This window comes from Bradyrhizobium sp. USDA 4341, assembly GCF_054063755.1.
On sequence record NZ_JBSSGO010000002.1, the window covers coordinates 9,654,672 to 9,678,975 of the forward strand.

The following is a 24,304-nucleotide window of genomic DNA, read 5'->3' on the forward strand; positions in this document are numbered from 1 at the left end:
GACTAAATCAGCAACTCCGTAATCCGCACGAAATGCTGAGGGCCGCTCAATTCGGTCAGTGCCCACACCAGCGCATCAACACGGTCAGGCGAATACCCGGAACGCGCACGATCGAAGTCGCTGGTAAAGGCGCATTGCTGATCTTCCAGCATGGTGAAGTTACCGACGTGGTGGACCCTCCGTTGCTCATATAGGGCTGCGATCGGTTCAGCGCGAACCACCTTGCCGCGGCTCGCGTGAACCGCTTTGAAGCTAACGCGCGGATCCAATGCGCGGATCGTCGCCTCGACCATGGCGCCGCCGTTGTTCACTTCGGCCAGGATCCGATCTGCCTTGTGCCGGCGATAAGCTTCGATCGCCTTGGCGGCCCATTCATGCGGCGCATAGCGGCCGGACAAATCCTCCAACACGTACACGTGGTCGTCCCTAGTGATGCCCGCAATGATGATGCCGGTTTCGTCCGAGCCCTCGTTATTCGAAACGGCCGGATCGATTGCCACGACGATGCGCCGTAGTTCCGGCGCCACCGAAACGCGGTCGCGATCAAGCCAATCGAGCTGCCAGAGTGCGCCCGGCATGTCGCTGAGCAACTCGGCGTTCAGTTCCTGCCGGCCAAGCCGCGTCCCCTCGTAGCGCTGGCGCACGGCGGCCAGGAATGTCGGCGCTAGGTTTGCTTCATTCTCGAAAGTCGATCCGCGCGTGACCACCACGTCTCGACCTTCGCGGGCAAGGATCTCTTTCAATAGCTTGATCGGTCGCGGTGTCGTCGTGGCGAGCCAGCGCGGATGCTTGCCAAGCCGCAGACCGAACATCAGCATGTCCCACGTCGCCTGCGGTTCGTTCCAAGCGGCCAGCTCATCGGCCCATGCGGCGTCGTGCTCCGGGCCGCGCAGGCGGTCGGCCTCTTCACTGGAAAAGGTCGTAGCGATCGCGCCATTCGACCACGTCAGGCGCCGTTTGGACGGTTCGTACTGCGGCCGATTCCATGGGGGCGCCATCCGCAGCAAGCCGCTTTGCCCCTCCACGATCGTGTCCCGTGCGTCGGCGGCCGTGGGCGCCACCAGGGCTATGCGGCCGGCGGTCCCGGTCTCGACCAATTCATTTACCCAGCCGGCACCCGTAAACGTCTTGCCCCAGCCGCGGCCCGCCATGGCAAGCCATCCGAGCCAGTCGCCAGGCGGCGGCAGTTGGCTTGCTCGGGCCTTGGCACGCCATCCACCGTCGGCCAGGGTGTTCGCCAGAGCGGCTGCAATGCTGGTCACAGGGCATGCTCCGGGAGCGGGACGGGACATGGCGGCATCGGCAACGCCACGGCGTCGATCACTATGGGCGCCACCTTATGGTGTTCCGTCTCGGCATCCAGTTCGCGCAGCGCGGCCACCACCGCCGCCCTGGCCAAGCTATGGGGCGCCAGGGCTCGCAGGATGGCGGCCTGCACCTTGGCGAACTGCGGGCTGTTCACGATCGCCACGTTGTTGGTGACGTTGATCGTGCCCTGCGCGATCGTGGCAATCTCGCCGGTCACCTTGCCGATCTTCTCAAGAACGCCGACCAGTTGCGAGGCCACGATCGCAGCACCGCGGGCGTCGCCGGCTTCGGTGGTGGCCGCCAATTGGCTCATCAGCATGGTGCGGACGGCGCGGAAATGATCGAGCACCGATGCGCCTTCCTCCGCGGCCTTTGCCGCCAGCTCGGCGAGCTGCGCTGGCCCAACGAGATACGAGGCTTTGATCTCGTTGCTGACGTGATTGTGCCAATGTCGCCCGATAGCGTCCTTGGACAACCCAAACTTCTCCGCCAGGCTACTCAGCGACGCGCCGCCGGCATGGAGCAGTTCAATTCGCCAGCGCTCGTCATGAGCGCAGACGGTGCATTTGGGACCACGTTTCAGCATCAAAGCCCTCTGCGAAATTCCGACGCGAAAAACGCCCAAGATCGGAGTCACCGACCAAGGGCGCGACATGAGCGCGACACAACATTCTAGACATCTATAATTGCTACAGTTTTATAATGACCAAAAGATATATAATCCGTTAATCGGCATCTAAAGTGGTGCGACAACGGCCGATAACCGACGCGGATTGAACGCAATGAGCAGCGGATTGAACGCAATGAGCACCAAAACGATCGGTCAGTGTAGTCAGTCTAGTCAGTGATTTTCCAATGCACTCCATTTCCATCATTCCTAAACTCTGCTTTTGCGATCCAAGTTCAAATTGATATTGACACGGTAGACAGAGGTTCAGTGGACGATAATGGCAGATCACTGACTACACTGATCATACTGACCGATCGGGCAGTGGCGGCATGGGCAACGCGTCGATCTTTGACGCCGCTTCAATCTGATCCCGCCGGCTGAGTTCGCGCTGCGCATACACCACCTGCCGCTTATTGCCGATCTTCCATAGACCGTCCGTGGCATCCGGGTTGCGAACCGGGACATAACCGCATTCGTCGAATCGGTGCGGTATTTTGCGCCGATTCTTTCGGTCACGAAGCCATTCCGAGAAGTCTGGGGTAGCCCTAACCAGTACCGCGCCCAACGTCACGGCAGCAGGCTTGCAGAGCGCATCGAGTGCGTCAGCCATTTCGGCGTCTTCCGGGGCACGGGATGAGTCCACGATCTCCCAAAACGCTTGCGTCTTCGGTGGGGGCGCCTTGGCGTCAAAGCGGCTGAGGTCCAGATGGGCGAGGTAGTGCGCCACGATTTCGTTCCCGCCGCTCGCAAACCACCGATATAGCCTGCTCCAATAGTCCGACGTGAAGTCGTCTTTCTTGCGCGATGACCAGGCAACGAAATGTCGGCGATCGTCGCTCGGGAGATGCATGGAATCCTTGTTGTTGGTCGTGATGATGACGCCACAGACGTTCAGGACAGCGTGTTCGCGCATATGCTTTTCGTCGACCCGCAGTACGTCCGGGGGCGCTGCGGTGAGCGTTTTCATGTGCTCGTAGAAGCCATATCGGTCGGTATCGCCAAGGTCGCGGGCTTCGCTGACTCGCAACACGACGGATTTTACGAACCCATTGAAACGACCAAGCATCTGCTGTGGCGAAACCTCGCTGAAGTTCCACGGACCAACCGCGGCTTTGACCGGTTCGAGCATGGTGTCTTTACCAATGCCCTGCGGGCCGCCGAGCACGAGCGCGTGGTTCACCTTTTGATACGGAAACTGGACTCGGTGTGCCAACCAACTTGTGATGTGCAGAGCATCCTCGCCGAACACGTAACGAACATGATCGATCCACGGCGAAGCCTCACCGGACGCCGGCTTGACCGTTGGCGCGCGGTACAGGTTGAACGTCTTGCAGCCAGGTCGATCGATCCAGCCACCATCAGCGATCAGTTTGCCATCGACGACCATCGGCATGCCCGGCGCCCAAGTCATCTGCTCGACGCCGCGGTGGCTGTCGAGCCAGGTTGCTGCCAGGATCGGCTTCTCGCGCATCGGAATGGCAACCGGAGGGATCCGCGAATTGACGCTAGCCGCCGGCCACGTCTCTCGGGTCGGGGTGAAAATGTAGGTATGCGCCGGCAGATAGGCGTAAAAGTCCTCTAAGGCGACGGCCTGTTGAGCGGTGAGGTTCGGGTGGTCGGGGAGGGGCATTGCCGGCTGGGCTTTGCTGGCGTCATAGCGTGCCATCATGATTTCGCTTTCAACGCGCAAACGATCGCGAAACGACAATGGCGCCAAATCTGCTTCTGTGATCGTAAGCAGCGGGCGGGCGAGCACAGCGGTCAGAGCTGCAGGGTTGGTGACGCCCGATGCTACATTTAGAGAGTCGATCTCCGCACTATCCAATTCGTTGAAAAGGCGATGAAGATTCTTGATCGCTTCTTCCTCGGCAGGATTTTCGTCGTCGGGCATAAGCACGAACAACCCGCCTTCGTCTGCCTCTTGATGATACAGCGACGCGAGTTCGCGGAGCACAAGGACATCTTCGCCATCGCGGTAGGGACGCTCTGCTTCCGCCCACAATGTCGGTAGCCGCTCCGCGTCATCCCATTCCCAAAAAACTGGCATCAGCCATTCTTCGGCAAATTTGTAGTTTCCGCCGACGAGGCGCCGAATGTCCCAAACAAGTGCGGCGATCGGAAAAGAGGGAGGATGTTCAGTAGCGTAGAACAGCCACAGATTCAGCATTTCAAGCGGTATTGGGACCGCAAGCGCATCCTGCACTGTGGCCGGCATCGCATAGGCATGCCCCGCGTAATACTCAGAGAGGCGTTCGTTCGCCCGCTCCCATTCCTCAGCGTTCTCGACTCTCATAATCGCGGACTCCTCACTCGTGAAGTCCCCGGAGCAAATGCGATTGCAAAAACCGCGAAACGTGATAGATAACAGCTGCCAAGCAAGTCACCATTACGTTCCGCGCCCCTGCGATCGCATCCGATCCGGGGGCGTTTCGTTTATGCTGGTGCTTCCAATTCAAGTAGCTTCGCGATTTCCAGTAGAACCCGGCCATTAACGACGGTCAGTCGCTCAACGTCGCGCCGCTTTCGTTCGCCGCGCTGGTAGGTCGTGTCGACGAACCTAGACACTTCACCTCGCGAGGATTCGAGGATTGACAGGCTCACGAACACACCGTCCGCGTCGAAGTTTGCGGTAACGATGTCGTCGCCGCGTTCCAGGCGTTGTCGGATCCTCGGCACCATCATGTCGCAGATGAAGAGGGCGAGCCCGTGGCCCGCCGTCTTGGCTGACCTGTGCGTCAAATCGTCCGCGTAATCCCTTGGATTGATAATATATTCGTGCATCGGCAGATCGAGCACGCGCCTGACTTCGCGCACAAAATCGCCGCCGCGTTGATGCCCGATCACGAGCGATGTCAGCCATACAGCCGCGTCCTTGGTCGTCATTTCGGCTGCGCCTCGGCCGTGCCCCTTTACGTTCAGCAACTCAGCCGCCCGCAAATGCCGTCCGTATAGGTCAACGGTTGAGAAGGGTAATGAGAGCAGTTCCGAAAGCTGCCTGGCGAGGTCGCCGGATGTAGCCATTTTGGTCATGCCGTAGTTTAACGGTACAAACTTCTATTGAAAATAGTATTAGGCCTGATATGTTGCTTTATCGTTAATTTTCAGCGGCAGGAGAGACCCTCAATGAAGGCGGATAAGGAATTCACGACACGTGCGCTCATGGCCATGGCCCAGGATGTAGTCGACGCGCAGGCCACACTGCAGCGTTTGCGTGTTGCGTTCGAAGCGTTGGCCAAGGAACATGGCGTGAAGATCCCCGAGCCGCAGTAAGGCGCACGACATCAAGAGCGAGGCGGCTTGCGGGCCGCCTTTCGTGCTTCATATTTCTGAAGCCACTCTTGCTCTGTGCGCTCGATTTTACGTAGCCGCGTTCGTTCGTCGGCTTGGGTGCGGAGTTCCTGTAGTGCTCGCTCGCATCGCATGGTGGCCAACTCTGACTCAGTAAGCCCGAGACCATTTGGCACGTCCGAAGATGCACGGTTCGATTTTGCGGGCGCTTTGACTCGGGTCGCGTCCAACATGAGGCGCACATTGGCCAGCGTCGATAGATACGCTTTGCCAGGACGGTAGACGACTAGCTTGTCTTCTCTTGCCCGGTGCTTAAGCGTGTTGGCAGTCACGCCGCTTGTTGCCGGGAAGGCGAGGCGCGCAAGTTCGTCCAGAGTCCGCAGCGTCTCGTCGGTCCAATCGATCGGTGTCGTATTTGGCATCGAATCAAGGATAGCATGGCGCAAAATTTCCTGCTTATGCGGACAGTTTACATAAATGCCCCTTCGACCGGACGCGATCGCCTATGCTCCGCGCGGCATGTCGCGGGACGAAGCCGCTCGTTACATCGGCGTCGGCGCGACCAAGTTTGATGAGATGGTCGTCGATGGCCGCATGCCCCGTCCGAAGCGTATTGACGGTCGGGTGGTGTGGGATCGCCTGCGGCTCGACGCGGCGTTCTCCGATCTCGGCGAGGAAAAGACGGTCAATCCGCTTGATCGGATGCTGCCGAAGTAGCGCTTGCACTCGCGCTCCGGTTGCGGAATGATGCTGGTTTATTTGAGGGATTGTTATGAAACCGATTTTTGGTGCGGCCATTGCCGCCATTGTTTGCGCTGGATTTGGCGCCGTACTTCTCTGGCCGACCAGCTTAAAATGCGACGACAAGAACGTATTGGCCACGGTCGAAAGCCTTGTGAGGGACAAGCTATCCTGGAGCTATTCCAGTTTGAAGTTTTTGCTGACAAAGGGCGGATCAAGTGAAGACTGGGAGTCTATCCGCCATATGCAATTAAAGGGCGAGATTCCGCACTTGGCCTTCGATTCCTTCCGCGAGAGGGGAGCGGAAGGCAAGGGCGTTCGGTGCGCCGCGATTGCTCGCTTCCTCCTGAACGGCAAACCAACATTTGAGTTTTCGGCCGAATATTCCGTCGAGCCGACCACCGACGGCAAGATCATGGTCTCCGCTAGATTCATGCCGAACTAGCTTGCGTCGCTAGCGAGCGCGTAGGAGTGTAGATGTGATCACAATCCGGAAGACCTAGAAGCCAGCCGCACGTTCTTGGCCCAATATGTCCCTCTAACCGCATCGACTCTCAGATCAAACTGGACGCGTGAGCCGATTGCCGGCGTTACGCCGTCAACGATCTGCTTTTGATGCAGGTAGATGTCATTGCCAAAGTCAGAGCGAATGAACCCATATCCTAAATCGGTTCTGAACCATTTGATGCTTCCAACTTCCGACATCTTTATTCGTCCAACCCCGCTGCCGCTCTTAACTTCAAGCCTTCCTTGAGGGCCTCACCGGCAATCGTGACCAGGTGATGAGCGCACATGAACATTGCGTCGTGGTGGAAACCCACGAAGACCAGCCCAAGGCCTTGCGCGATGAACTCCAACCCGAGTTTGTGCTTGTCATCGAGAGGTAGCAGTTCGGCGTGACGGGCCGCAGTCTGTACGTGGCGTCTGTACGCGTCTTTGTGTTCCTGTTTGGCCATGGCTACTCGCTCGGCGTGGGTCTGAAATCGCCTTGTGAGCCAACGACCGTAAATCCGCCCACGGTGCCCCGATTATTGCCGTCGCGCCAATCTTCCCTGGTTTTGAAGAATATCTCAGGCCGTTTCATCAGAAACGCTTGAGCGAACGATGGATCGACAGGGCGTGGTTTGCCGTCTGGATCCGGTGCAACGAATTTCCGGCGATTGCTTTCCACGCTGGTGTCGAGCGTTACACCCGTGAAGAATTGCGGCTCGGCTAATTCGACGTGGCTGACGCGATAGCTGTTCGCGGAGTCCGAGGGAATGCCTAGAGTGTTGGCAAAGGTCGGAATGTTTCCCGCGGCAAATGAGCCGACATCTTTTGCCATCGAGTAGTTAGAGACAATGCCGTTCGGATCATTGGAGCCGCCGTGTGGCACATAGCACGCCGGGTTGTTTGGCCAGAGTGCATCGCCTGTCAGATTCACGTCGTTGATGGCTAGCCAGAATTTGCTGACCGAGCCGAACGAAATCGAGCCATCGTCACCGAAGGAAACTGAACTGCCGGAACTGACGTCCCACGAAATGAGCGCGTGATACCAGGTATCAGCTAAGATTGGCGTCACCGTCCTGCTGCCGCCCGAGCCAAACACCACCCCGCCCTGAAAACGAGCTCCCACTTCAAAGAAATCAGGCCCGGATAGAGGAAGCGCGTCGAACGAGTCCGGTGTCGATGGTCCTCCAGAATCGTATTGCAACCGAATTCCCAACGTATTGATATCCTCATCCGCATTGCAGACGACGCCGATCACGCACGGGCTGGTGTTCGTGGTGAACGTCGCCTCGGGATGACCATCGTCGCCCGGTAGGCCGGATGTGACCCAACGCCAGAACGTCTGCGATCCATTGGGTCCGAAGGTAATCAGCGGAATGACGCCGGCCAGGCTGAGGTCGGAAGGTGTATCCGATTGCTCGGCCCATACGCTTCGTGCCGCGGTGATCGATGCCGCCGGGATCCGAAACCAGATCGACACGATAGCCTGCGAAAAGTCGCCGAGGGAACCTGCGTCTAACTGAAGATAGCCCATCAAATCATTCCTTTTAGCTCAACGCCGCCATCGTTTGGCCGAACCCTTGAGCGTACTGCCGTTGATTGCGCCGCGCGGAGTTGGTCGGCGCCGACGGCAGCGTGAAGTTGTTGTTGACGACCGTGCTGCGGCCGCCGCTGCTATTGTCATTGCTTGGCGCATTCTGACCGGCCGGCGTGATCGTGATCCGCTCACCGCCGTTGACCATGGCATGAAACGGCACGCGGTCGCCCGTGCTCGGCCCCTGCGCGATGACGTCGAGGCCGGACGCAGCCTTGTAATAGCCGACGTGCAAAGCGTCACGACCGTTGTAGAGCGGGTTAAGCGATACTGTGTTGGCGCTCGTTGCGTCGGTGTTTTGCTGCATCGCTTGTGTGAGCTGCGCGATCGCCTGATCACGCGCGAGCGACTCTGGCCGACTATTCAACCATGCCAACTCTTCTTGCATGTTGGCGTTCTTTACGGCCGTGTCAGTCGTCTGCGAATTCTTGATGTCGTAGAGTGCCTGAACCTGACCGATGATGTCGGAATCGTTGATCGCGGTCGATTTCGTCAATCCCAACTGACCTGGCATCATATTGAGTGCGGCTTCAGTCGGAAGCCCCACGTTGCTCGTGCGCGTGCCGGCAGTCATCTTTTGAAGCGCGGCGAGTGTCGAATTGATGCCGCTTCCGGCGTTCAGGAGTGAGTCGACAGTGGCGGATGCGCCCGGCGGCGCCACCGCGTTGTCCTGCAAGAGCTTCTGCTGCCAATACGGAATGGTGCCGGCCGTATTGCCCTCATGCCCGGCCTTCGTCTGGAAGAAGCCGAATGAGTTGTCTCCGCCAGGCGTAATGTCGCTGAACTGCGCGTCTTGCGCAGCGCGTTGGGCATCCTCCATGGCTTGGGCTGCTCGCTGCGCCTGGTCGGCCCACTGAGCAGTCGCGACCGTGGCAGTATTGATCGCGATAATTCCGGCCTGCGTCGAATCGGCACCCGCATCGATCGCCTGGCGATAGGCAATGGCGGCCTTGACCTGTGCCTGTTCCGCGCTGCCCTGCGTCGCGTAAAGAGCAACTTGGTCGCGCGAAGATTGAACAGCTTTTTCGTTCTGTTGATAAAGTTGTTCGAGCGCGTTCTGTCGCTGCTGATCGGCGATTGCCTGAGCTGCGGCCTGCTGAGCCAGGGCGTTTGCGCCTTGTTGCTGAGCAGTTGCCAGAGCCGTCTCACTGTCAACACCTTGTCTGATCAGGCCGTTGTACGTCGCCTGTGCCTGAGCTTGAATCGCTTGTCGCGGGTTCGTTGCTGCCACGACGGCGGCCTGATCTCGTAGTGATGCAAGCGTTTCCTGCGCGCTAGAATTTACCTGCGCCTGATGCGCTGCAAGATTGCTCGCCGCGAGCGCGGCCGCTTCGGTCGACGACTTTCCCTGGTCCATAAACGTCTTGTAATCGGCGGTGTATTGTGCAGCCATCTTGGCTGCGCCGCCAACCGCTTCTAGAACCGGCAATTGGTTCCGTGCTGCCTGAAGCGCGAGCGCAGCAGATTGCCCGACATCTCCCCACTGCGTGCTGATTACAGCTACACGTTGATTGTATAACTCGGCTCCCTCCTTAGCGTCTTGCAAGGCTGCAATTTGGTTCTTATACACCGTGACCCCGGCATCGGCGTTCGGGCCTGCCGCACCCTTGGACTGAGCTTCTTGCAGTTTTCCGAGTTCGACTTCCAACTTTCGAATCTGCTCGATTTGCGGAAAGATCGTCTCCGTAGCGTTGCGCGCTTCCATGGAAAGCTTGTTGAACGCTTCCTTGCCGATACCACCGAACTGATCGACGTCTTGCTGTGCCTGCTTGATGGCGTCGTCCAATTGATTGACGACGGGTATGGTGTCTGCACCCCCGAGAATATCCGAACCGAACCCGCCGGAAATTTGGCCGGAAAACGAAGTCCCTGCGGTCTGACTTGTTGTCGTCGCCCGCTGCAATCTATCTTGCGGGGGTCCACTGTCGGGTACGACCGGTGCCGGTCCATTCTTAATGGCCGACATTGCATTTCCAAGGGCGTTGTACGCCTTGGTCAACCATCCAAGACTGTCGGCCGCTTTGAGGCTGGCCGGCGTTATCGAGTCGATAATGACTTGTTGCGCCTTGGACCGATCGCCCTGCACCTGGAGTGTCTGAATGTAATCTAGCGTGGCCGAACTCATTGACCCATAAGTCCGGTTCAACTCTTTCGCGCCGTCGACCAGATCGCCGCTCAGAGCAGAGGCGAAATCCTTCGTTGCTTTCGTGGCATCTTCGCCGGTGAGCACCGCGTAGCCGTGGATAGCGGCACCTACGCCCTTCAGATTCTGGACGGCGATATTGCCGGTCTTGGTGAACTCGATGGCAACGTTCCGCGCTTCGCCGATCGAGAGCCCGGTTGCGGACGAATTGGCCGAAGCGAATTTGGTGAGGTCGGTAGATGTCGCGCCGGTCGCTGCACCAATACCGATAATCGACCGATTGATCTGAGCGGAGGACTCTGACCAGCTATTGCCGAGATAGAGTGCGCCAGCAGCAAGGCCAATCACGCCACCGGTCACCAGCCTCATTGGCGTGAGCATGTTCCCGACTAGACCGGCAACCTCCCCGAACGCGCCCTTGATGCCACCTTCGCCCGTCATGGCGAACGCAAGATGGTTCATTTCCATGGCCGCGACCCGCGTAACCGGGACGCCCTGCGCGAGCATTTCCACGCCACTGCGCACAATGTGGAATGCTGTCTGACCTTGGGCCGACAAACCGGCGTGGGCACTTGCAAGCGCCTCTGTCGCGACCTTAGCGGTGCCCATCACGGCGGCTTCGTCTTTGATCACGCCATTGGCCGCCACGGTCGCCTTGTTGGCGTTCGCGATGCCGGCCGTCATGGTGGCAAAGGCGGAGTTGACGCGATCGGCGCCAGTGACGGCCGCGGCGCCGGTGTTCTTTACGGCCGCGCTCGCTTTCGCGCCGAAGTCATCCGCAGCCTGGCCGGCCGCCGTCGCACTGCTCTCGAACTTGTCGAGCTTGGAATTGGCATCGTCGATGCCATTCGTCGTTACTGAGAGGCCGAGTTGTGCAAGATCCGCCATTACGCGAAATCTCCACCGACAAGGAAATCAATTTTCGGCGGAACGCCGAAATCGCCACCAGTCTTATTCACGACCATGAACGAGCCGACCTGATATTGCGTCGATAGTACCGTCTTTCCAGATCGGTTCGCAGCGCCAGACCCGGGAGCGAGCGTAATCGTCCCGGTGTTGAACGCGATGAAACCGACGTTGAAACCGGTGTCTAAATCCGCGGGAACTGTGACCGTGACGTTTGCTGGGTCGTCACATCGGAAAATCTTGCCGGCGTCGCTGCGCGTAACGGTGAGATTGCCGATAAACGGAACGACGTTGCCGCGGAAATCGGCATAGATATAACTCATGGTGTGAACCCTTCGATCTGCTTGTCGCTGACGCTGACCGCGCGATCGTGCCAGTCACCGACGATGATGCGCGGCGCGAATTCGGAGTGCTGCAATGCGCGAAGGCCGTCTTCGAGCCGGTTCCGTGAGGCGAAATGCCAGGAGCAGATGACTTCGCCGTGCGCAACGTTCTGATTGGACAACGTGCGGTCGATCGCGGCGAGGCGCGCCCATGCATCGCGGAATGCTTCCAGCGCATCGAGATAGGCTGTGCCGGCCGCCTGGCGCTCGTCCCGAAGCTGCCGCAGATTCATCGCTCGGTCTGCCCCAAGGCACGCGCGAGATCGGCCGGCAGAGGCGTCTTGGTCGGCGCCGCCTGGCGAGGGTCGTTCGGCACGACGCCGATCCGGAAATCGATGACGGGTTGCATGGCTTCAGTCGTTTTTGTGGCGACCTGATCGGCGTTGAGTTTTTTGACCATGAGATTGTCTTTCCGTTTGGTTGGGTTACGCGGCGAGCGAGCGCTCGATGTCGGCTTCGATGTGACGTTGATCCGGCACGGTTTCGTTCAGGAAGTTGTCGAGGGCGGCCCCGTTCGGCAGATCGGCGATATCGCGGGCGGCTTCCGACAGTGCGGCGGTCGCATTGGCCAGCAGGCGAACGCGCTCGCGCTCTGCGTCCAGTTCGGCCAGGGCGCCCGGATGAACAAGATCGATGGCGCGATCGCGCACCGCATCGATTGTCGCGCGGTCGACGCCGACCAGCTCGGGCGCCTCAAGGATCGACTGTAGGAATAGAAAGGACATGCTTGGGATCAAGGCGCGCAGCTCTGGCGCGGACTTGCTGGCGAGACGGTCGCGGACCTGGCCGCGGAGCGCCGCGCTGGCTGCGTCAGTCTTATCGATCGCGGGAAGCTGAATCTTGGCGCGCTTCTCGTTGAGATGGATTGCCAAGCGGTCTGCGGTCCTCTTGGCGCGGATCACTTCATGGGCGCGCTTGCTCATGAAAGCTTGTGCTTCCTTGCGCTTCCCCTGTGCGCTCAGATCGGCGTTGCCGTGCACGTTGGCCTTGGTCGCCTCGATGTCGCCGTGCATCTTCACGACGCGGTCGAGGGCTGACTTGGCCACGCCGTCCGGCATTGCGGCGATCATCGAATTCATGTGGTCGAGGTAGCTGGGCATGGGATTCCTGTGGGGTTAGGCCGCGGCGGCGGGCTCGACGAAATGGCTGGTGAAGGTTGGGAGATGCAGACCCCACCGGCCCGCAACCTTCTTCGCGCCAGGTACGCGTCCGCTTTCAAGCGCGTGGAACGCGCCTTTCTCACTGCGACCGATGATCGGCGCGATGGCGGCTGCGCCCCAAACGAATTGATCGTTGGGAGATCTGGAACTGACGTTCTCGGTGCTCGGCAAGATACGAGTCTCCGTTTGGAAGGCTCGCTGCAGGGCAATAAAAAACGCGCCTGAGGCGAGCACAATTTCTGTGCTGCTCTCGGCGCGCATCCCGCTTGCCGTTCGACTTTCGTTTTGTTCCGGCCAGGGCATTTGCCCCATGACGCCATCCCGGCGTCGGCACAGAGGACTACTTGTCTAGTACCCGTTAGCCTGAGGCACTGATCTTAATTCTTCGTTACTAACCAAAAGCCCCTTCGGCTGCCGCCAATTCCGCCGAGTCGTCGGCGCGAGGAAAGAGATGGCCGTAAAGGTCGGCCGTGATCGCGATGTTCGAATGCCCGAGCCGTTCGCTCACGACCTTCAGAGGTAATTCGAGTCCGCCGTCGACCTTGCGATTGATGCACCAACTTGCAAAGAAGTGCCGCAGCGAATGAAGGCCGGTGTATTTTGCCGTCAGTATCGGTTTGCCTTCCTGATCGCGGGCCGGCTTCCCTTCATTGTCCAAAACTGGCGCCGTCACGCCAGCGCCAATCATCGTCGGGATTAGACCGCGATTGATGATGTTGGCGTGCGAATCGACCTTTCCCATCCCATTTGGAAATACGAAGTGCTGCGCTCCATCTGGGGTGCGCGGACATTTCAATTTCCATTCCTTAAGTGCTTGTAGCGTTGTCGGCGGAATAGGAATCGATCGGTCGCCGGCTTCGGACTTGGGCGGGCCGATTTCGTTATACGCGTCCGCACGCTGGTGAACGTGCAACTCACCCTTTTTTAGATCGACGTCTTGCCAACGCAGACCCCGCAATTCCGACGCGCGCAGGCCGCACCGGATCGCCACGAGCAGGAAGGGCCGCCAACGTCCGTCGGCGCGGCGCAGCAGCGCCTCGATTTCCTGAGGGGCGGGGATGTCGACGCCGACTTTTAGTCTGCCCTTGGCGCGGCGCTCAGCCTTGCGCTCTTTTCCTCGCTTCCGGTTGGCCTTGAGGCTGCGCACGACGTTCTGGCCAACGTGTCCCCGTTCTTGGGCATCGGCGAGCAAGGATCCGAGCGAGCCGGTGACGCGCTTGACCATGTCCGCGGATCGAGGCGCCGTTTCGGACTGACCGGGGGCCGGGACACCCTTCCGTAGCCGGTCTTGCCAGTCCCTAACGACCGCCACAGTCAGCGCGGACAATTTAAGGCCGCCAAGGTAAGGGTTGATGTGGTCGCGCAGGTGCTGCTGGTAGCCGTCTCGGGTTGTGCGCTCAAGATCGGCGCAGGCATCAATCCAGTTGCGACCCGCTTCTAAGACAGTCGGACTCTTTGAGGCGGGGACGTGGGTTCCTTTTCCAAGGTCAACCCGAACCTGGGCATGGAATGCCTCGGCGTCCTTTTTCCGATCGAATGTCTTGATGACGCGCTTTCGCTTGCCACGGGCGTCCAACTCCGGGATCGAATACTGCACGACATAGGCTTCGCGTTGCTCGCCGGCCGTTGTGATCCAAACCCGTTTCCTGATCGACATGGTCTCGGCTCCATCGCGCGATTAGGCGGGAGTATATAGGAGGCGCAACAAAAGCGCAACATATCGCTGAATTACTGAATGAATTCAATATGCGATAGAAGACTCTGACTCTGTTTGTCTTGGTTCGAATCCAGGTTCCCCAGCCAATCTGCCTCCGTGGCCCCGACCATCCTCTGAAATCCCGATGATTGCTCGTTCCGGCCGGCTCCCGATGGCGTGCCGGACGTGAGGTGGCTCGTGCCATCACGGCGTCCAGTGTGGATTAGCCCGGCATAATCCACCATGGTCTCGCGCCTGTGGTGCGGCCTGTTGCGACAGAGGTTTAGGTGATGGACGAAATTCTTTATGCCCGCGAGCCGTCGATCGGCGTCGACGAGTTCATCGAGGTGCTGCGCCAGTCGGGCCTCGGCGAGCGGCGGCCGCTGGCGGATGCCGACCGCATGGCGCGCATGATCGCCAATGCGAACCTGATCGTGACGGCGCGGAAGGCGCACCGGCTCGTCGGCGTCTCGCGCGCGCTGACCGATTTCGCCTATTGCTGCTATTTGTCGGACCTTGCCGTCGATCGAGAGTATCAGGGGCATGGCATCGGCAAGCGCCTGATCGCGGAAACCCGGCGCCACGTCGGACCTGAATCGATGTGCCTGTTGCTGTCGGCGCCCGACTCGATCGGGTTCTACAAGACCATCGGCATGCCGCAGCCGGACAACGCGTTTCTCTACAAGCGCGAACGATAGCGGCCGGGCAACGCCCGCCGCCGCTATCTGATCTCCGCCTTCAGCAGCAGCGCGAGGCAATCGGCTAGCCGTTGCTCGATCTCCCTGTCGCGGAGCGAGAGCGGGCCGGGATCGTTGAGGATCGCGTTGACGAGCGTGCCCAGCACGACCTGGAAGCCGAAGGCGATGGCGCGGGTCTTCGCCGCCTTGCGGCCCTTGCCCATCGCAGGCAGCAGGAGCAGGGTGGCGTGCTCGGTGGTCGCGCGCGCAAGGCTCTTGAAGGTGGTCCACTTGTCCGGCCTGGTGTCGTCGTGCTGGAGCGCGGCGCGCAGCACGCCTTCATGGGCGCGGATCCAGCCGATGACGCCCGACACGACGCGGCGACAGAGGTCGTCGAGCGCAAGATTGCCGGCGGGGCTGTCCATCCGGGCGAGATGCCCCGCGCCGTCCTGCGCCGCCAGCGCGATCAGCGCGTTGAAGTAGGCTTCCTTGCTCTCGAAGCGGCTGTAGAAGGCGCCGACTGTGGCGCCGACCTTGCCGCACAGGGCTTCGATCGACAGCTCCGCAAGGGTCCGCGTCCGCAACAGCTCGGCGCCGGCTTCAAGCAGCGCCAGCGTCGTCTCGCGACTGCGCTTCTGGCGCGAAGGGGTGACGCCGGGAAGATCGAACTGGGCTGAAAGCCGCGGCATTTGCGCTCGCGTCTCCTGATTTTCATAATCATAATTCGGATTATCATTTAAAGCAATCCGGCCGCATCGTGCCGGAACGGGCGGCGGGTCAGCCGCGGCGAGGACAGGGAGAGCGCCATGAGCGAGCATCGCCAGTCGCCGTTCGGCGGCAGCATCGGCAAGACGGTTGCTACCTCGAAGCCGTGGTGGCCTGACACGCGCCAGCCGCCGGCCGGCGCGCCGAACATCCTGGTCGTGCTGTTCGACGATGTCGGCTTCTCCGATTTCGGCTGCTACGGCTCACCGATCCGGACGCCGACCATCGACCGGCTCGCCGCCGAGGGCCTGCGCTATAGTGGTTTCCACACCACCGCGATGTGCTCGACCACGCGCGCGGCGCTGCTCACCGGGCGCAACCATCATTCCGTCGGCGTCGGCTGCCTCGCCAATTTCGATTCCGGCTATCCCGGTTATCGCGGCAAGATCGCGCGCGAGGCGGGGACGCTTGCCGAGATGCTGCGCCAGCACGGCTATCGCAACTACATGGTCGGCAAGTGGCACGTCACGCCGCTGACCGAGAGCGGCGCCACCGGTCCGTTCGACGGCTGGCCGCTCGGACGCGGGTTCGACCGCTTCTACGGCTTCCTCGACGCCGAGACCGATCAATATGCGCCGGAGCTCGTGTCCGACAACACGCAGATCGATCCTCCGGGCACATACGAGAGCGGCTATCATCTGACGTCGGATCTGGTCGACCAATCGATCCGCTTCATCGCCGATCACGTGGCCGATCGTCCCGATCTGCCGTGGCTGACCTGGCTTGCGCCCGGCGCCTGCCACGCGCCGCATCAGGCGCCTGCCGATATCATCAAGAGCTATGATGCAACCTTTGCCCATGGCTGGGAGGTCGAGCGCGCGCAGCGGATGGCGCGGCAGAAGGCGATGGGGCTGGTGCCGGAAGCCACCAGGATGCCGGCAAGGAACGACGGCGTGAAGGCGTGGGACGCGCATTCCGCCGACGAGCAGCGCGTGTTCACGCGGTTGCAGGCGGCCTATGCCGGCATGCTCGACCACGCCGACCGGCATCTGGCCCGGCTGATCGCTTTTCTCGACAAGGCCGGCATCCGCGACAACACGCTGGTCATCGTGATGTCCGACAATGGCGCGAGCCAGGAGGGCGGGCCGCTCGGCTTCGTCAACGCGATGGGACCGTACAACTTCCGGCCCGAGCCGCTGCCGGCGAAATTGCAGCGGATCGACGACATCGGCGGGCCGAACACGCATTCCAACTTTCCGCACGGCTGGGCGATGGCCTCGAACACGCCGCTGCGGCGCTACAAGCAGAACACCCATGGCGGCGGCATCCGCGATCCCTTCGTGATGAGCTGGCCGAAGCGCATCAAGGCCAAAGGCGAACTGCGTCATCAGTTCGTGCACGCCTCCGACCTGACGCCGACGCTACTCGATCTGATCGGGATCTCCGCGCCGGCCGAGATCGCGGGCTGTCCGCAGATGCCGCTGGAAGGCGAGAGTTTTGCGCGGTCGATCGACGACGCCGCGGCGCCGTCGAAGATATCGGCGCAGTACTTCGAGATGTTCGGCCATCGCGGTCTCTGGAAGGACGGTTGGAAGGCGGTGTCGTTTCATCCCTCCGGTACGCCGTTCGAGAACGACACATGGGAGCTGTATCATCTCGATCAGGACTTCTCCGAGGTCGATGACCTCGCAGCGAAGGAACCCGAGCGTCTGGAGCGGATGACAAAACTGTGGTGGAGCGAGGCCGAAGCGCACAACGTGCTGCCGCTCGACGATCGTTTTGGGCCGCGCTTTGCCGAGAACGCGGCGCGCTTTCACGGCGCGCGGACGAGGTTCACCTTTCATGCCGGCATGGGCCACGTGCCGACCGACGTCGCGCCCGATGTCCGCAGCCGCAGCTACACGATCGAGGCGCATGTCGAGATCGCCGAGGGCGCGAGCGGCGTGCTGATCGCACATGGCGACGCCACCTCGGGTTACAGCCTCTACATCAAGGATGGCTTTTTGGTGCACGACCTGAACGTCGGCGGCGGCCATGAACTCGTCACCTCAAGCCGCAAGGTGCCCGCGGGCGCGCAGCGGCTCGGCGTGCATGTCGAGCGGCTGCTGCGCAAGGAGCCGCCGGCCAAGGGCGCGCGGACCGGCGTCACCGAATACACGCTGACGATCGACGGCGAGCCGGTGGGATCGATGCAGACCCAGCTCGGCTTCCACAATTTCATCTCATGGTCCGGGCTCGATATCGGACGCGATCGCGGCAGTCCGGTCTCGCACTACGCCGCGCCGTTCGAATTCACCGGCAGGCTGTTGCAGGTGACGGTCGTGATGCATGACGACCAGAAGCTCGATGGCGACGGCGTGGGAAATGCGCAGATGGCGCGGCAGTAGACGATGGGTCACCGATGATGGCGCACGTCATTGCGAGGAGCGAAGCGACGAAGCAATCCATGTCTCTGTTATACGGCGCGATGGATTGCTTCGCTCCGCTCGCAATGACGGGGGAGATCCGCGCCTTACTTGATCTTGTCATACACCGTCGCGAAATCTGCGAGCGGCATCGGGATGCTGATGGTTTCCTTGCCGAGATTCTGGAACGACACCTTGAGCTGCTTGCCCGACTTCAGCTGGGTCAGGACGTCGGCCGCGATCGGCGCATTGATGTAGCAGCCGCGCGCCTCGCAGGTCTGGATCGGCACGTCGACGGCCTTGCCGTCGTCGACCTGCAGCTTGGCGCCGACGGGCAGGTTCAGCCCGAGCGGAAGCTGGATCAGCGCAACCGGCGCGCGGGTGTCGCCGGGAACGCGGATATTGACCAGCACGATGAGCTGGCCGGTCTTGGTGAGCACGGCGGTCTGCTCCATCGCACATTCGAGCGGCGCGTCGCGGCTCGCGCTGGTGCAGCGCGCTACCCAGCCGGTATTGTTCCCGGATGGGGCGTCTCCTTGAGGAGCCGCGGGAGCAGCTGCCGGAACCGGCGCGGGCGCGGGCGCATTCTTGCCCTTGGGGACCTGGGCGTGGCCAAGATCAGCCAGACCGAACACGGTGAACAGGACGAAAAGTGACTTTGCGACAATCTTCACGATACCGGCTCCGAAATGAACATCTTTCGGGTGTGCCGGTATGCGGGCAAAAGTCAAGTCACTCAGCAGCCTGCTTGACCGACCGATCCTCGCCATCGTCGGCATCGTGGTCGGCGGGCGGCGAACGGCCCCAGTTCGCAAACGCGTTGGAGAGCCGGTCGAGATAGAGATAAACCACGGGCGTCGTGAACAATGTCAGCGCCTGGCTGACGATCAGGCCGCCGACCATCGCGTAGCCGAGCGGCTGGCGGATTTCGGAGCCGGTGCCGGTTCCGAGCATCAGCGGCACGCCGCCGAGCATCGCGGCCATCGTCGTCATCATGATCGGGCGGAAGCGGAGCAGGGCGGCCTGGCGGATCGCCGCCACCGGCTCCATGTGCTGATCGCGCTCGGCGGCGATCGCGAAGTCGACCATCATGATGCCGTTCTTCTTCACGATGCCGATCAGGAGGATGATGCCGATCAGCGCGATCAGCGAGAAGTCGAAGCCGGCGGCCATCAGGATCGCCAGCGCGCCGACGCCGGCCGAGGGCAGCGTCGACAGAATGGTGATCGGATGGATGTAGCTCTCGTAGAGAATGCCGAGGATCAGGTAGACGACCACGAGCGCCGCCAGGATCAACAGCGGCACGCTCGACAGCGATTGCTGGAACGCCTGCGCGGTGCCCTGGAAGCTTGAGCTCAGGGTCGGCGGCGCGCCAAGGTCGACCATGGCCTTCTGCACTGCGTCCGTGGCCTGGCCGAGCGCGACACCCTGCGCCAGGTTGAACGAGATGGTGATCGCCGGGAACTGGCCCTGGTGGCTGATCGACAGTGGCCGCACCGGAACCGTGGTCCACTTCGCAATGGTCGACAGCGGCACCTGTTCGCCGGTCAGCGGCGACTTGATGTAGATGTTGTTCAGCGTGTCGACCGAACCCTGCAGCTCCGGCAGCACCTCGAGGATGACGTGGTAGCTGTTGAGCTGGGTGAAGTACTGCGTCACCTGGCGCTGGCCGAACGCGTCATAGAGCGTGTCGTCGATCAGCTGCGGCTGAATGCCGTAGCGCGAGGCGGTGTCACGGTTGATCTTCAGCTCGAGTGTGGTGCCGTTGGTCTGCTGGTCGGTGGCGACGTCGCGCAGCTGCGGCAGCGTCTGCATCTTGCCGAGAATCTTCGGCGCCCACTGGTTCAGTTCGGAAAGGTCGGCATCCTGCAGCGTGAACTCGAACTGGGTGCGGGTCGGGCGGCCGCCGAGGCGGACGTCCTGCGCGGCCTGCATGAACAGCCGGGCACCGAGCACCTTCTCCAGTTTCGGCCGCAGCCGGGCGATGATCTGCTGCGCGTTGGCATCGCGCTCGTTCAGCGGCTTGAGCGTGATGAACATGTTGCCGTTGTTGCCGGCGCGGCCGCTGCCGCCGATCGCCATCGCCACCGTCGCCACGCCCGGATCCTGCATGACGATTTTGCTGAGCTCCTCCTGCTTGCCTTTCATTTCAGCGAACGAAACGTCCTGGCTGGCCTCCGAGGTCGCGGTGATCAGGCCGACGTCCTGCTGGGGGAAGAAGCCCTTCGGGATGATGACGAACATGTAGATCGACAGCGCCAGCGTCGCGAAGAAGATCATCAGGGTCGTGAACTTCCAGCGCAGCGCGAGGTCGAGCCCGCTCTGATAGCCGCGCAGCATCGCGTCGAAGCCACGTTCGCTGAGCTGGTAGAAGCGGCCGTGCTTCTCCTCATTGTGGGCGCGCAGGAAGCGCGAGGCCATCATCGGCGTCAGCGTCAGCGACACGAACATCGAGACGAAGATCGTCATCGCCAGCACGACCGCGAATTCGCGGAACAGGCGGCCGATGATGCCGCCCATCAAAAGCAGCGGGATCAGCACCGCGACCAGCGAGATGCTGATCGAGACGATGGTAAAGCCGATTTCCTTGGAACCCTTGAAGGCGGCGGCAATTGGCCTCTCGCCTTCCTCGATGTAGCGGCTGATGTTCTCCAGCATCACGATGGCGTCGTCGACCACGAAGCCGACCGCGATCGTCAGCGCCATCAGAGACAGATTGTCGAGCGTGTAGCCGAACACCCACATCAGCGCGCAGGCGCCGAGCAGCGCCAGCGGCACCGTCACGGCAGGGATGACGGTCGCCCAGAAGCTGCGCAGGAAGGCAAAGATCACCATGACGACCAGGAAAATGGTCAGGAGCAGGGTGAACTGGACGTCCTCCACTGCGGCGCGGATCGTTGTGGTGCGGTCGGAGATGACCTCGATCTTGATCGCCGGCGGGATCGCCGCCACCAGCCTCGGCAGCGTCGCCTTGATCTTGTCGACGGTGTCGATGACGTTGGCGCCGGGCTGCTTGAACACGACGAGGAACACGCCGCGCTTGCCGTTGGCCCAAGCGGCCTGCTTGGCGTCCTCGGGCCCGGTGACGGCCTTGCCGACGTCACGGATGCGAAGCGGACCGCCGTTGCGGTAGGCGATGATGACGTCGTTCCACGGGTCCGCCGTGAGCAGCTGGTCGTTGGCATAGATGGTGTAGGCACGGGTGGCGCCGTCGATGTTACCCTTCGGACTGTCGACGGTCGCGATGTTGATCGCGGCGCGGACGTCCTCTAGCGATAGGCCTTTCGCGACCAGCTTGGCCGGGTCGATCTGGACGCGAACCGACGGCTTCTGCTGGCCGCCGATGATGACCTGCGCGACGCCGGAAATCTGGCTGATCTGCTGGGCAAGTTGGGCGTCGACGGAATCGCTGACCGTGGTCAGCGGCAGCGTGTCCGATGTTGCCGACAGCAGCATGATCGGCGCGTCCGCCGGGTTGACCTTGCGATAGGTCGGCGGCGAGGGAAGGTTCTTCGGCAACTGGCCGCTGGCGGCGTTGATGGCGGCCTGCACGTCGTTGGCGGCGCCGTCGATTGAGCGGTTGAGGTCGAACTGGATCGTGACCGACGCCGTGCCCAGATAGCTCGTCGACGTCATCTGCGCGATGCCGGGGATCTGCGCGAACTGGCGCTCCAGCGGCTGGGCGACCGAAGTTGCCATTGTCTCGGGGCTGCCGCCCGGGAGCGTCGCGGTGATCTGGATGGTGGGGAAGTCGACCTGCGGCAGCGGCGCGACCGGCAGCAGTGGATAGGCGACAAGGCCGACGAACAGGATGCCGGCCATCAGCAGCGAGGTGCCGACTGGGAAGCGAATGAATGGTGCGGAAATTCCGTCGCTCATTCCTGCGTAACCTTCGACTGGGACTGGTCCGTGCTCGCCACCGCCGTCGTCACCAGGGTTCCCGGCGAGACCTTGTACTGGCCCGCGGTGATCACCTGCTGTCCCGGCGACAGGCCATCCTCAATCACCGACTTGCCGTCGATCGACTGGCTGACCTTGAGCTTGCGAAGCTCGGCCTTGTTCTCCTGATTGACTGAATACGCGTACAGGCCTTCGGTGCCATGCTGCACCGCGTCATCCGGGACGACGGTGGCATCCTTCAAGGTTCTGACCAGAAGCCGGGTCGAGACCGACTGGCCCGGCCACAGCGCATGGTCCTTGTTATCAAACACCGCCTTCAGCCGGACAGTCCCGCTGGTGGTGTCGACCTGATTGTTGATCAGCGCCAGGGTTCCGGTGGACAGCACCCGCTTGCCGTCGGTGGTCAGGGCAATGGTCTTGGGCGGCGCCACCGCCAGTGCCGCCTTGATGTCGGGCAGCTGGTCTTCCGGCGCGGTGAAGATCACCGTGATCGGCTCGATCTGGGTGATCGTCACGATGCCGGTCGCCGCCGAGGCGTTGACGATGTTGCCGATATCGACCAGTCGCAGGCCGACGATGCCGTCGATCGGCGACTTCACGGTGGCGTAGTCGACCTGGGTCTGGGCATTGAAGATGGCAGCGTCGTCGGCCGCGATCTGGGCCGTGAGCTGGGCCACGGTGGAGCGCTGTGTGTCGAGCTGCTGGCGCGTAGCGAACTCGCCGAGCTTGGTGTAGCGTTGCAGGTCGAGATTGGCGTTGGCGATATTGGCCTCGTCCTGGGCCTTCTTGGCCTTGGCCTGGTCGAGCGTCGCCTGATAGGGCCGCGGATCGATCTCGACCAGTGTGTCGCCCGCCTTGACGAACTGGCCTTCCTTGAAGCCGAGCTTGGTGATCTGGCCGTCGACCCGGGTGCGGACCTGGACCGTGTTGAATGCCTGCACCGTGCCGAGACCGGTTAGGTAGACCGGGAAGTCGGCCTTCTCGACCGGCGCGATCTTGACCGGTACGGCCGGGCGCTGGGCGGAACGCTTCTGCGCGGCTTCGGCCGCCTGCTGGTTGCTCGTGTATTTCTGCCAGCCGAAATACCCGGCCGCGCCGACCGCAGCGATCACTATAACCCAACCGATGGTGCGTGACTTTGACATGCGGACTCTTGGGCTCGACGTAACAATAAAGGGTGATCGAAACGGTTCACAGAGCTTGCGGATATAATATGCGTGCACTTAATGTGTAAACACACCAAGGCTTGAGAATCCTAAACATTTGGAAAGGTTTAGGCCAGAAACGAGCAGAAACATTCCGTCTGGGAAACGCACCGAGGACCCCTATGTCGCTCGATCTCAAACGCCAATTCATTGCGCAGCTCGTCGAGAGTTCCCGCCTGCTGCGCAACTATATCGATCATCGCGCCAAGGCGCGAGGCACCACGCGGGCCCAATGGATCGTGCTGTTCCGCCTGCGCGAACAGGAAGGACTGTCCCAGGTCGACCTTGCCGACGTGCTCGAGTTGCAGCCGATCTCGCTGGTGCGGCTGCTTGACCGGCTCGTCGAACATGGCCTGCTCGAACGCCGTCCCGATCCCCGGGATCGCCGCGCCAATAGGCTGTTCCTGACGAAGAGCGGGCGCCGTCTCGTTGACGATCTCGACAGTCTGCGCGATGCGATCGCCGGCGACGTGCTCCGTGACGTATCGGACAAACATGTCGAGAGCGGACTGGCCACGCTGCGCGAGGTCAAGGATCGCATCAAGGCGCTCGACGAGGATGCCGCGCACATCGCCGCGAAATAGCGCGAGCCTCGCCGCGACCTGCTCTCCATCCGTTCACCTGATGCAATTTGCGCGACGCGGTTGAAACGCCGCGGGATGTCGTTCATATCGCGCAGCGACGATGCGACAGGATGAGGTTAGCGATGGACGAGTTGAACGGGCGCATGATGGCGTGCCAGATCCTGGTCACCGGGTTGATCGCGCGCGTCGCCAACGAGCAGCGTGACCCGCTGCGTTTTCTCACCGACTTCCGCGACGAGATCAAAGCGGTCGTCGACGGCGTCAATATCGCCGGCCTCGAGAACAGCGACCGCGTGCGGCAGGTCGCGCAGCGGACCATCGACGAGCTGTTCTCGCTGATGAAGCCGCCAAGCGCCGAATGATCGCGCAGGCGCATGGGCACCAATTTAGAACCGTTATTAGAACGCTTAAAAACTCAAGTTTCGAACGATTTCAAACGACAGATTAGAA

26 protein-coding genes are annotated in these 24,304 nt (G+C 61.3%); 7 read left to right on the top strand and 19 right to left on the bottom strand.

The genetic code is table 11. The features are described 5' to 3' along the window. Positions 1-2: 2 nt before the first annotated feature. The 4 genes from ACVIGB_RS50635 to ACVIGB_RS50650 all read right to left on the bottom strand — a co-directional run bounded on the left by ACVIGB_RS50635 (position 3) and on the right by ACVIGB_RS50650 (position 4,861). Complete coding sequence (locus tag ACVIGB_RS50635; RefSeq protein WP_456723591.1) at positions 3-1,262, bottom strand: DNA-packaging protein; 1,260 nt, start codon at positions 1,260-1,262, stop codon at positions 3-5. Next, positions 1,259-1,894, bottom strand: a complete 636-nt coding sequence (locus ACVIGB_RS50640) for a hypothetical protein (RefSeq protein ID WP_456723590.1) — start codon at positions 1,892-1,894, stop codon at positions 1,259-1,261. Before ACVIGB_RS50640 ends, ACVIGB_RS50635 begins: the two co-directional genes overlap by 4 nt. A 385-nt stretch (positions 1,895-2,279) precedes the next feature. Further along, entirely contained in the window at positions 2,280-4,271 is a 1,992-nt protein-coding gene (locus ACVIGB_RS50645) for a primase-helicase family protein (protein WP_456749363.1), read from the bottom strand. A 140-nt stretch (positions 4,272-4,411) separates the two neighbouring features. Continuing rightward, complete coding sequence (locus tag ACVIGB_RS50650) at positions 4,412-4,861, bottom strand: hypothetical protein (protein ID WP_456723587.1); 450 nt, start codon at positions 4,859-4,861, stop codon at positions 4,412-4,414. 240 nt (positions 4,862-5,101) lie between these two features. Between ACVIGB_RS50650 and ACVIGB_RS50655 the strand changes: the two genes are divergently transcribed. Beyond that, positions 5,102-5,248, top strand: a complete 147-nt coding sequence (locus ACVIGB_RS50655) for a hypothetical protein (RefSeq protein WP_456723586.1) — start codon at positions 5,102-5,104, stop codon at positions 5,246-5,248. An 11-nt stretch (positions 5,249-5,259) separates the two neighbouring features. On the opposite strand, the gene ACVIGB_RS50660 is transcribed toward ACVIGB_RS50655, so the two are convergent. Then, on the bottom strand, positions 5,260-5,712 hold the full coding sequence (locus ACVIGB_RS50660) for a hypothetical protein (RefSeq protein WP_456723585.1): 453 nt from the start codon (positions 5,710-5,712) through the stop codon (positions 5,260-5,262). 31 nt (positions 5,713-5,743) lie between these two features. Here ACVIGB_RS50660 and ACVIGB_RS50665 point away from each other — a divergent pair, with 31 nt between their 5' ends. Together ACVIGB_RS50665 and ACVIGB_RS50670 are read left to right on the top strand one after the other, a co-directional pair. Next, complete coding sequence (locus ACVIGB_RS50665; RefSeq protein ID WP_456723584.1) at positions 5,744-5,983, top strand: hypothetical protein; 240 nt, start codon at positions 5,744-5,746, stop codon at positions 5,981-5,983. Between the two features lie 55 nt (positions 5,984-6,038). Beyond that, entirely contained in the window at positions 6,039-6,452 is a 414-nt protein-coding gene (locus tag ACVIGB_RS50670) for a hypothetical protein (RefSeq protein WP_456723583.1), read from the top strand. Between the two features lie 38 nt (positions 6,453-6,490). Here the strand turns inward: ACVIGB_RS50670 and ACVIGB_RS50675 are convergent, their stop codons facing one another. From ACVIGB_RS50675 to ACVIGB_RS50720, 10 genes are all read right to left on the bottom strand, one after another. Beyond that, positions 6,491-6,712 carry a cold shock domain-containing protein gene (locus tag ACVIGB_RS50675; protein ID WP_456723582.1) on the bottom strand — a complete coding sequence of 74 codons (222 nt, stop codon included), beginning with the start codon at positions 6,710-6,712 and terminating at the stop codon, positions 6,491-6,493. Positions 6,713-6,714: 2 nt separating this feature from the next. Next, on the bottom strand, positions 6,715-6,963 hold the full coding sequence (locus ACVIGB_RS50680) for a hypothetical protein (protein WP_456723581.1): 249 nt from the start codon (positions 6,961-6,963) through the stop codon (positions 6,715-6,717). 2 nt (positions 6,964-6,965) lie between these two features. After that, positions 6,966-8,030 (bottom strand): hypothetical protein, encoded by a 1,065-nt coding sequence (locus tag ACVIGB_RS50685; RefSeq protein WP_456723580.1) that lies wholly within the window; start codon positions 8,028-8,030, stop codon positions 6,966-6,968. 13 nt (positions 8,031-8,043) lie between these two features. Continuing rightward, positions 8,044-11,121, bottom strand: a complete 3,078-nt coding sequence (locus tag ACVIGB_RS50690; RefSeq protein WP_456723579.1) for a phage tail length tape measure family protein — start codon at positions 11,119-11,121, stop codon at positions 8,044-8,046. Then, positions 11,121-11,462 (bottom strand): hypothetical protein, encoded by a 342-nt coding sequence (locus ACVIGB_RS50695; protein ID WP_456723578.1) that lies wholly within the window; start codon positions 11,460-11,462, stop codon positions 11,121-11,123. The genes ACVIGB_RS50690 and ACVIGB_RS50695 overlap by 1 nt, the downstream gene beginning before the upstream one ends. Further along, positions 11,459-11,755 carry a hypothetical protein gene (locus ACVIGB_RS50700; protein WP_456723577.1) on the bottom strand — a complete coding sequence of 99 codons (297 nt, stop codon included), beginning with the start codon at positions 11,753-11,755 and terminating at the stop codon, positions 11,459-11,461. The genes ACVIGB_RS50695 and ACVIGB_RS50700 overlap by 4 nt, the downstream gene beginning before the upstream one ends. Further along, complete coding sequence (locus tag ACVIGB_RS50705; RefSeq protein WP_456723576.1) at positions 11,752-11,922, bottom strand: hypothetical protein; 171 nt, start codon at positions 11,920-11,922, stop codon at positions 11,752-11,754. The genes ACVIGB_RS50700 and ACVIGB_RS50705 overlap by 4 nt, the downstream gene beginning before the upstream one ends. A 25-nt stretch (positions 11,923-11,947) precedes the next feature. After that, a complete protein-coding gene (locus ACVIGB_RS50710) occupies positions 11,948-12,622 on the bottom strand; it encodes a hypothetical protein (RefSeq protein WP_456723575.1) in 675 nt (224 codons plus the stop codon). A 15-nt stretch (positions 12,623-12,637) separates the two neighbouring features. Further along, positions 12,638-12,994 carry a hypothetical protein gene (locus ACVIGB_RS50715; RefSeq protein WP_456723574.1) on the bottom strand — a complete coding sequence of 119 codons (357 nt, stop codon included), beginning with the start codon at positions 12,992-12,994 and terminating at the stop codon, positions 12,638-12,640. A 79-nt stretch (positions 12,995-13,073) separates the two neighbouring features. Further along, entirely contained in the window at positions 13,074-14,339 is a 1,266-nt protein-coding gene (locus tag ACVIGB_RS50720) for a site-specific integrase (protein ID WP_456723573.1), read from the bottom strand. Positions 14,340-14,668: 329 nt separating this feature from the next. Between ACVIGB_RS50720 and ACVIGB_RS50725 the strand changes: the two genes are divergently transcribed. Then, on the top strand, positions 14,669-15,076 hold the full coding sequence (locus ACVIGB_RS50725) for a GNAT family N-acetyltransferase (RefSeq protein WP_456723572.1): 408 nt from the start codon (positions 14,669-14,671) through the stop codon (positions 15,074-15,076). Between the two features lie 23 nt (positions 15,077-15,099). Here the strand turns inward: ACVIGB_RS50725 and ACVIGB_RS50730 are convergent, their stop codons facing one another. Then, the gene (locus ACVIGB_RS50730; RefSeq protein WP_456723571.1) at positions 15,100-15,744 is read right to left on the bottom strand and encodes a TetR/AcrR family transcriptional regulator; all 645 of its coding nucleotides are present in this window, start codon (positions 15,742-15,744) and stop codon (positions 15,100-15,102) included. Between the two features lie 117 nt (positions 15,745-15,861). On the opposite strand from ACVIGB_RS50730, the gene ACVIGB_RS50735 reads away from it, so the two are divergent. Beyond that, on the top strand, positions 15,862-18,147 hold the full coding sequence (locus tag ACVIGB_RS50735; protein WP_456723570.1) for an arylsulfatase: 2,286 nt from the start codon (positions 15,862-15,864) through the stop codon (positions 18,145-18,147). A gap of 125 nt (positions 18,148-18,272) precedes the next feature. On the opposite strand, the gene ACVIGB_RS50740 is transcribed toward ACVIGB_RS50735, so the two are convergent. Genes ACVIGB_RS50740 through ACVIGB_RS50750 form a run of 3 tightly spaced genes read right to left on the bottom strand, consistent with a single transcriptional unit; the run spans position 18,273 to position 23,210 of the window. Next, entirely contained in the window at positions 18,273-18,839 is a 567-nt protein-coding gene (locus tag ACVIGB_RS50740; RefSeq protein WP_456723569.1) for an invasion associated locus B family protein, read from the bottom strand. 58 nt (positions 18,840-18,897) lie between these two features. Continuing rightward, positions 18,898-22,044, bottom strand: a complete 3,147-nt coding sequence (locus ACVIGB_RS50745; protein WP_456723568.1) for a multidrug efflux RND transporter permease subunit — start codon at positions 22,042-22,044, stop codon at positions 18,898-18,900. After that, positions 22,041-23,210 (bottom strand): efflux RND transporter periplasmic adaptor subunit, encoded by a 1,170-nt coding sequence (locus ACVIGB_RS50750; RefSeq protein ID WP_456723567.1) that lies wholly within the window; start codon positions 23,208-23,210, stop codon positions 22,041-22,043. The genes ACVIGB_RS50745 and ACVIGB_RS50750 overlap by 4 nt, the downstream gene beginning before the upstream one ends. Positions 23,211-23,392: 182 nt before the next feature. Between ACVIGB_RS50750 and ACVIGB_RS50755 the strand changes: the two genes are divergently transcribed. Together ACVIGB_RS50755 and ACVIGB_RS50760 are read left to right on the top strand one after the other, a co-directional pair. Beyond that, entirely contained in the window at positions 23,393-23,854 is a 462-nt protein-coding gene (locus ACVIGB_RS50755) for a MarR family winged helix-turn-helix transcriptional regulator (RefSeq protein ID WP_092112995.1), read from the top strand. Between the two features lie 122 nt (positions 23,855-23,976). After that, positions 23,977-24,216: a hypothetical protein gene (locus tag ACVIGB_RS50760; protein ID WP_092112999.1), complete on the top strand. Its 240-nt coding sequence runs from the start codon at positions 23,977-23,979 to the stop codon at positions 24,214-24,216. Positions 24,217-24,304: the final 88 nt, after the last annotated feature.